This window comes from Mycobacterium sp. 852002-51163_SCH5372311 (assembly GCF_001667115.1).
Taxonomy (GTDB): Bacteria; Actinomycetota; Actinomycetes; order Mycobacteriales; family Mycobacteriaceae; genus Mycobacterium.
In genome coordinates this window covers 83,033-89,772 of the sequence record NZ_LZIJ01000027.1, presented here as the reverse complement: position 1 = coordinate 89,772, position 6,740 = coordinate 83,033, and the positions used below count along the sequence as shown (strand labels likewise).

The window sequence follows — 6,740 nt, the reverse complement described above, 5'->3', positions numbered from 1 at the left end:
GTCCCGCCCTGTGCCGGGCCCACCGGGGAGCGCGCCGACTGGTGGTGGTATGAACCCTTCCAACCCCAACCACCACCCACACCCAACTAGCGTGGTCACCGGCGCCGGTCACCACCGCCACCGTATCGAAGCTCAAACACGTTGGGGCATAAAGAAATTCGTTCAACACTCGGCTGTCTACCGCGTTCCGCCAAGTCTGCTCGTCACGAGAAAGTGATCAGCTGGCGCACCGCCGTGCCGTTGGCCAAGTGATCCATCGCCTCGTTGATGTCGTCGAGCCGAATGGTCGACGACACCAGCGCCTCCACCGGCAGCCGGCCCGCCTGCCACAACGCGACGAACCGCGGGATGTCTCTGCCGGGCACCGCCGAGCCGAGGTAACTACCGATCAGCGATCGGCCCTCTGCGACAAAGCCCAACGGCGACACGCTGATTCGAGCAGCTGGCGGCGGCAAACCCACGGTGACGGTACGACCACCGGCGGCGGTGAGCCCGATCGCGGACTCCAGCGCGGCGGGGTGACCGACCGCCTCGACCACCACGTCGGCCTTGACGCCCGCCTCGGTGGCCTGCTGCGGAGTGTAAGTCTCATGCACTCCCAATCGCCTTGCCGCCGAGAGCTTTTCGGGCAGTTGGTCGACAGCGACCACGCGAACGTCGTCGTAGGTCAGAGCGGTGAGCACTGCGGCCATCCCGACTCCGCCGAGGCCGACGACGGCCACCGCCTGCCCCGGCCGGGGATCGCCGACGTTGAGCACGGCGCCTCCGCCGGTCAGCACCGCGCAGCCGAGCAGTGCCGCGACCTCGGGCGGCACGTCGGGCGGAACCGCAACTACGCTCGCCCGGTTGACGACGGCATGCGACGCGAAACCCGAAACACCCAAGTGGTGGTAGACCGGGTGGCCGGCTTGGGCCAGCCGGATACCGCCCCCCAGCAGCGTCCCTGCGGTGTTGGCGGCACTCCCCGCTTCGCATGGCGTCAGGCCTTCGGTTGCGCACGCCGCGCAGCGGCCGCAACGCGGCAAGAACACCAGCACGACCCGCTGACCGATGGCGAGGTCGGTAACGCCGGGCCCGACCGCTTCGACGATGCCGGCTGCTTCGTGGCCCAGCAGCATCGGGACCGGTCGCACCCGGTTGCCGTCGACCACCGAAAGATCGGAGTGACAAACGCCGGCGGCTTCGATACGGACCAGCACCTCACCGGAGTGCGGAACGTCGAGCGCGAGATCGCCGACGCTGATCGGCCGGGACTCGGCATATGGCCGGGGGGAACCGATGCGTTCCAGTACCGCGCCCCGAATGTGAAACATGCTGGAATACAACCATGAGCACACCCCCGGGCGTCCCGCCGGTCACAGCCTCTTCGGACACGCTGACCAGCAAAGACTTCCCGGTGCTATGGCCAGTGGGAACGCGGTGGGCCGACAACGACATGTTCGGTCACCTCAACAATGCCGTCTACTACCAGCTTTTCGACACCGCGATCAACGGCTGGATCAACACGAGTACCGGCCTCGACCCGCTCACTACGCCTGCGCTGGGCATCGTCGCCGAGTCCGGCTGCCGCTACTTTTCCGAGCTGCACTTCCCGCAGGGCCTCTCGGTGGGACTCGCGGTGACCCGGCTGGGACGCAGCAGTGTCACCTACCGGCTCGGGCTGTTCCGCGACGCACGCGCCGACCAGGCCCATGATGAGGCCCAGCCGATCACCGCGCTCGGCCATTGGGTGCACGTCTATGTCGATCGGTCCACCCGCAAGCCGGTCCCGATTCCCGATGCCATCCGATCGCTGCTGGCCACCGCCTGCGTACCGCAGTAGACCGACAAGTCAGCGCGGATATGCTGCCGCGCAGCCGGATATGCTTCCGCAATGCCTGTTTTGAGCAAGACCACCGAGGTCGACGCCGACGCCGCGGCGATCATGGCCATCGTGGCCGACTTCGAGGCATACCCGCAGTGGAACGAAGCGGTCAAAGGCGCTTGGGTGCTCGCTCGCTACGACGACGGGCGTCCCAGTCAGTTGCGGCTGGACACTGATGTGCAAGGCATGAAGGGCACCTATATTCAAGCCGTCTACTACCCCGGGCCCAACCAGATTCAGACCGTGATGCAACAGGGCGACCTGTTCGTCAAGCAGGAGCAACTGTTCAGCGTGGTGCAGGTCGGCAACAAGTCCTTGCTGACGGTGGACCTGGACGTCGAGCCCAGCATGCCGGTGCCCGCGCCGATGGCGAAGATGCTGGCAAACAACGTGCTGGATGCGCTCGCCGAAAACCTCAAGAAGCGCGCCGAACAGCTCGCCAGTTAACCGAAGATTCCTTCGCGCTCCAGCGTCTCCTTCAACCGGCGCGCCCCGTCGGTGAACTGCCAAACGGTGTGCTCGATTACCGCCCCGGTGTCGCGTCGGCGTAATGCCGCGATCAATTGCCGGTGGTTGTCGACCGCCGCCGCCCCCCATTCCGGATCAGAGGCGTACACCAGCACCGGCATGTAGCGCGCGGCGTTCAGCAGGAACCAGGCCAACTTGATTCGGCCGCTGGCCTGGTTGAAGACGCGGTGGAAAGCAAACTCCATCGTCGCGATGGTGTCGGCGTCGCCGGCGCTGACCGCGCCGGCCAGGGCATCGTTCATCCGGTCCAGCTCGTTGATCTCGACGTCGGTGATGTGGTCGGTAGCCGCCGCGGCCAGCTCCCGGGCGATGGTGGCCTGCAACCAGAAAATGTCGTCGAGGTCCTGCCGGGTCAATGGCACCACCACGTGACCGCGGTGCGGCTCCAGCTGCACCATGCCCTCGCCGCGGAGCTTCAGCAGCGCCTCGCGGACCGGGGTAATGCTCACGCCCAGTTCGGCGGCGGTCTCATCCAGGCGGATGTATGTCCCCGGGCGCAGCTTTCCGGACATGATCGCCGCCCGCAAGTGGCCCGCGACCTCATCGGACAACTGTGCGCGGCGCAGTGGCCGCCGGCTACGCGGCCGCGCTGAGATCGGGGCGTTCACATCGGCTGCCAGGACTTTCAGGGTCTGATCGGGTCTTGTCTTGGGGGTACCAGCGCCATTAGTGTGACCCAGACAACACTAAGTTTTATCAAATATCAAGCCGTCGCAAGCGGTGCTGGAGTGAAGGGGAGTAACCGAGTGACCGCGCAACTGGCCAGCCACCTCACCGAGGCTGACAAGCGCGCTCAAGAACAGCCCTACCTGGCCCGTCGGCAAAATTGGGTCAACCAGCTCGAGCGGCACGCAATGATGCAGCCGAACGCGACGGCACTGAGATTTTTGGGCCGCACGGTGACCTGGGCGCAGCTGCGGCAGCGGGTCACGGCCCTGGCCGATGCACTGAGCCGCCGAGGGGTCGGCTTCGGCGACCGGGTCATGATCCTGATGCTCAACCGCACCGAGTTCATGGAATCGGTACTGGCCGCCAACATGCTCGGGGCCATCGCGGTCCCGCTGAACTTCCGGCTCACGCCGGCCGAAATCGCCTTCCTGGTACAGGACTGCGAAGCACGGGTGATGATCACCGAAGCCGTGCTGGCCCCGGTGGCAACCGCGGTTCGAGACATCGAGCCGCTTCTGAACGCAATCGTCGCCGGTGCCGCCAGCGACGATGCGGTGTCGGGCTACGAGGACTTGGTCAACGAGACGGGCGAGGCGCACCAACCGGTCGACATACCGAACGATTCGCCGGCGCTGATCATGTACACCTCGGGCACCACCGGCCGTCCGAAGGGCGCCGTGCTGACACATACGAACCTGGCCGGTCAGACGATGACCACGCTCTACACCAGCGGCGTGGACCTGAACAACGACGTCGGTTTCATCGGTGTCCCGTTGTTCCACATCGCGGGTGTCGGCAACATGCTGACCGGCATGCTGCTGGGGGTCCCCACGGTGATCTATCCGCTCGGCGCGTTCGAGCCGGGGCAGTTGCTCGACGTGCTCGCGGCGGAAAAGGTCACCGGCATCTTTCTGGTGCCCGCACAGTGGCAGGCGGTCTGCGCCGAGCAGAAGGCCAGGCCCCGCGACTTGAAGCTGCGAGTGATGTCATGGGGGGCCGCTCCGGCGCCGGATGCGTTGCTGCACGAAATGTCGGCGACCTTCCCCGGGACCCAGATTCTGGCCGCATTCGGTCAGACGGAGATGTCGCCGGTCACCTGCATGCTGCTCGGCGATGACGCAATCCGTAAGCGGAAATCGGTCGGGAAGGTTATCCCGACCGTTGCCGCCCGGGTCGTCGACGACAACATGAACGACGTGCCCGTCGGCGAGGTAGGTGAAATCGTCTACCGCGCACCGACAATGATGAGCGGCTACTGGAACAACCCGGAGGCGACGGCGGAAGCGTTCGCGGGCGGCTGGTTCCATTCCGGCGACCTGGTCCGGATGGACGAGGACGGCTACGTCTGGGTCGTGGATCGCAAGAAGGACATGATCATCTCCGGCGGCGAGAACATCTACTGCGCCGAGGTCGAAAACGTTCTCGCGAGCCATCCCCGCATCGTCGAAGTCGCCGTCATCGGCCGCGCTCACGAGAAGTGGGGTGAGGTACCCATCGCGGTCGCGGCGGTAACGGATGAGGGCCTTCGGCTCGAAGAGCTTGGTGAGTTCCTCACCGAAAGGCTCGCGCGGTACAAGCACCCGAAGGCGCTCGAAATCGTAGACCGGCTGCCTCGCAACCCGGCCGGGAAGGTCCTCAAAACTGAACTGCGGGTGCGTTACGGCGCCCCAGAGCAGTACGAAAGTCGTTCTGCGCCAAGGGATTCAACGTAGAGAAAGGGAAGTCGAAGCAATCTGTAACGTTTGCTCACTGTTGACGAAGGGTTAATTGTGCGTATCCGGTTCACACCTGGACGGCCATCGGGTACATTCCTGTGGTCTCCGTTACTACCTGCGGGTAGGGAGCCGAGGGTCACACATGGAGTGGCGCTCGCCAGCGCGGCACAGCCGGGCGCAGCGGGCCGCCACCAATGCCGAGGGGTTGGGGCAAGGAGGAGGCGTGCGACAGGATCCGCCGCGGCGCCGCGGAACTTGGGGTACGCGGGCGTGAGGGGGCACCTGTGACGTCGACGTCGGCGCGGCCGAGTGCGATCGGGTGGGCCCGCGACCAGCTCGAAACCCCACTGACCCTTATCGGCGGCTTCTTCCGGATGTGCGTACTTACCGGAAAGGCGCTGTTCCGCTGGCCATTTCAGTGGAGAGAGCTGATCCTGCAGTGCTGGTTCATCATGCGGGTCGCCTTCCTGCCGACCATCATGGTCTCGATCCCGCTGACCGTGCTGCTGATCTTCACTCTCAACGTTCTGCTCGCCCAGTTCGGTGCGGCCGACCTCTCGGGCGCGGGCGCAGCCATCGGTGCCGTCACCCAGCTCGGCCCCTTGACTACAGTGCTCGTAGTGGCGGGTGCCGGCTCCACCGCCATATGCGCCGACCTGGGCGCCCGCACCATCCGCGAAGAGATCGACGCCATGGAGGTGCTCGGCATCGACCCCATTCACCGGCTGGTGGTGCCCCGGGTGATCGCCGCGACCGTCGTCGCCACGCTGCTCAACGGTCTGGTGATCACGGTCGGTTTGGTGGGCGGCTACCTCTTCGGCGTGTACCTGCAGAACGTGTCGGGCGGCGCCTACCTCGCAACGCTGACCACCATCACCGGCATGCCCGAGGTGGTCATCGCGACGGTCAAAGCCGCGACGTTCGGATTGATCGCCGGTCTGGTGGGCTGCTATCGCGGCCTGACGGTCCGCGGCGGGTCCAAGGGTCTGGGCACCGCCGTCAACGAGACCGTGGTGCTGTGCGTGGTCGCCTTGTACGCGGTCAACGTCATCCTCACCACGATCGGCGTGCGATTCGGAACGGGGCACTGACATGTCGACAGGAACGGTCGCCCGCCAGCGCTTCCCGCGGGCAGTCGCCAACGTCAAGCACTACGGTGGCGTCTTCAACCGGGGCCTGGACGAGATCGGCCAGATGGCCTGGTTCTCCCTGGTCAGCCTGGGGCAGATTCCGCACGCGCTGCACTACTACCGCAAGGAGACGCTGCGCCTGATCGCCCAGATCGGCATGGGCACCGGCGCGATGGCCGTCGTCGGCGGCACCGCCGCGATCGTCGGTTTCGTGACGCTGTCGGGAAGCTCGCTGGTCGCCATCCAGGGGTTCGCCTCGCTGGGCAATATCGGGGTTGAGGCGTTCACCGGGTTCTTCGCCGCGCTGATCAACGTGCGCATCGCGGGTCCGGTGGTCACCGGTATCGCGTTAGCGGCGACGGTCGGTGCGGGCGCTACCGCCGAGTTGGGGGCCATGCGGATCAGCGAGGAGATCGATGCCCTGGAGGTCATGGGCATCAAGTCGGTCTCGTTTTTGGCGTCCACCCGGATCGTGGCCGGCCTGGTCGTGATCATCCCGCTGTACGCGCTGGCGATGGTCATGTCGTTCCTCTCGCCCCGGATCGTCACGACGGTTTTGTACGGACAGTCCAACGGCACCTACGACCACTACTTCCGGACCTTCCTGCGCCCGGATGACGTGTTCTGGTCATTCCTGGAGACCATCATCATCGCGGCAGTCGTGATGGTGACGCACTGCTACTACGGGTACAACGCCGGCGGCGGTCCGGTCGGCGTGGGTGAGGCCGTCGGCCGATCGATGCGTTTCTCGCTGGTCTCGGTGCAAGTAGTTGTTCTGTCGGCTGCGTTGGCGCTGTACGGCGTCGACCCCAACTTCGCACTAACGGTGTAGCG

General features: G+C 65.6%; 8 protein-coding genes. 6 read left to right on the top strand and 2 right to left on the bottom strand.

Features of this window, described 5'->3' with window-relative positions:
* Positions 1-90 (top strand): hypothetical protein (locus tag A5791_RS27020; RefSeq protein WP_231995795.1); only part of this gene is annotated, 90 nt, incomplete at its 5' end.
* Positions 91-203: 113 nt separating this feature from the next.
* Here A5791_RS27020 and A5791_RS04085 read toward each other — a convergent pair.
* On the bottom strand, positions 204-1,313 hold the full coding sequence (locus A5791_RS04085; RefSeq protein WP_067231527.1) for an alcohol dehydrogenase catalytic domain-containing protein: 1,110 nt from the start codon (positions 1,311-1,313) through the stop codon (positions 204-206).
* Positions 1,314-1,327: 14 nt separating this feature from the next.
* Between A5791_RS04085 and A5791_RS04080 the strand changes: the two genes are divergently transcribed.
* Both A5791_RS04080 and A5791_RS04075 read left to right on the top strand, forming a co-directional pair.
* On the top strand, positions 1,328-1,822 hold the full coding sequence (locus A5791_RS04080) for a thioesterase family protein (protein WP_156660980.1): 495 nt from the start codon (positions 1,328-1,330) through the stop codon (positions 1,820-1,822).
* Positions 1,823-1,873: 51 nt separating this feature from the next.
* Entirely contained in the window at positions 1,874-2,311 is a 438-nt protein-coding gene (locus A5791_RS04075; RefSeq protein WP_067231491.1) for an SRPBCC family protein, read from the top strand.
* On the opposite strand, the gene A5791_RS04070 is transcribed toward A5791_RS04075, so the two are convergent.
* Positions 2,308-3,000 (bottom strand): GntR family transcriptional regulator, encoded by a 693-nt coding sequence (locus A5791_RS04070; protein WP_067231488.1) that lies wholly within the window; start codon positions 2,998-3,000, stop codon positions 2,308-2,310. The genes A5791_RS04075 and A5791_RS04070 overlap by 4 nt on opposite strands.
* Positions 3,001-3,138: 138 nt before the next feature.
* Between A5791_RS04070 and fadD5 the strand changes: the two genes are divergently transcribed.
* The 3 genes from fadD5 to A5791_RS04055 all read left to right on the top strand — a co-directional run bounded on the left by fadD5 (position 3,139) and on the right by A5791_RS04055 (position 6,738).
* Positions 3,139-4,773, top strand: coding sequence for a fatty-acid--CoA ligase FadD5 (gene fadD5, locus A5791_RS04065; RefSeq protein WP_067231485.1), 1,635 nt, complete (start codon positions 3,139-3,141; stop codon positions 4,771-4,773).
* A 377-nt stretch (positions 4,774-5,150) separates the two neighbouring features.
* Positions 5,151-5,867, top strand: a complete 717-nt coding sequence (locus A5791_RS04060) for an MlaE family ABC transporter permease (RefSeq protein WP_369828013.1) — start codon at positions 5,151-5,153, stop codon at positions 5,865-5,867.
* Between the two features lies 1 nt (position 5,868).
* On the top strand, positions 5,869-6,738 hold the full coding sequence (locus A5791_RS04055) for an ABC transporter permease (protein ID WP_067231482.1): 870 nt from the start codon (positions 5,869-5,871) through the stop codon (positions 6,736-6,738).
* Positions 6,739-6,740 lie beyond the last annotated feature (2 nt).